The following is a 978-nucleotide window of genomic DNA, read 5'->3' as shown; positions in this document are numbered from 1 at the left end:
TAACAATCAATCCTGTAAACAATCTGCCTGCAGCTGGAAATATTACAGTGACAATTGCTTCTGGTGCATTTTCAGATCTGACAGGTAATGTTTATGGAGGCAATAGTTCAGATGCATGGAGCTTTACCGTGGACAACACAGTTCCGGCTTTAGTAACTAACAGTTTGTCTCCAGCCAACAATGCTACCAAAGTGGCTGTCAATGCTAATCTGGTTTTTAGACTTTCTGAAAAAGTGCAAAAAGGCACAGGAAATATTGTTATCAGACAAGGTAGTACAGTTCTGGAAACGATAGCCGTAACTGCATCGAATGTGACTATTACTAATGATAGTGTTATCACGATTAATCCAGCTAACGATTTTCCTTCTTCTGGAACTGTAAGTGTAAGCATTGGGACAAACACGTTCGAAGATCTAAGTGGAAATAAGCTTGTTGGATTTTCTACCTGGTCATTTCAGGCTGCTGATATTATCGCACCTACTTTAGTAGCCAATAGTTATAATCCTGCCAATGGTGCAATCAATGTCGCTTCTGATGCTAATCTGGTTTTTCGTTTGTCCAAGAAAGTGCAGAAAGGAACTGGTAATATTATTATTAGACAAGGTAGTACAGTTTTGGAGACAATAGCTGTGACAGCACCAAACGTGACTATTACCAACGATAGTGTTATCACTATTAATCCAGCTTCTACTTTTCCATCATTAGCTTCTGTTTCTATAGTTGTAGAATCAGGTGCTTTTCAGGATGTATCGGGAAATATTTTTGCCGGGATTGCTTCAGGTGCATGGAACTTCCAGGCAGTATATATTGATACTACACCTCCTTTTATTGTAGCAGGCAGTTACTATCCAGCACAAAATGCAACAGGTATTCCAGTAGATACAATTCTCAGATTCCGTTTTAGTGAAAAAGTAAAAAAAGGAGCGGGAAAAATAACGATTCTCAATGGATCAACCGTTTACGAAACCATCAATGTCA

General features: G+C 38.9%; 1 protein-coding gene. It reads left to right on the top strand.

Annotated features, from left to right (window positions below; translation table 11 throughout):
* A partial coding sequence (locus QNI15_RS38855) for an Ig-like domain-containing protein (RefSeq protein WP_314006063.1) occupies positions 1 to 978 on the top strand: 978 nt, incomplete at both ends.

It is taken from the genome of Xanthocytophaga flava (assembly GCF_030068545.1).
In the GTDB taxonomy this organism is placed as follows: Bacteria; Bacteroidota; Bacteroidia; order Cytophagales; family 172606-1; genus Xanthocytophaga; species Xanthocytophaga flava.
The sequence above is the reverse complement of the archived record's forward strand: the minus strand, read 5'-3'. Positions and strand labels throughout refer to the sequence as shown.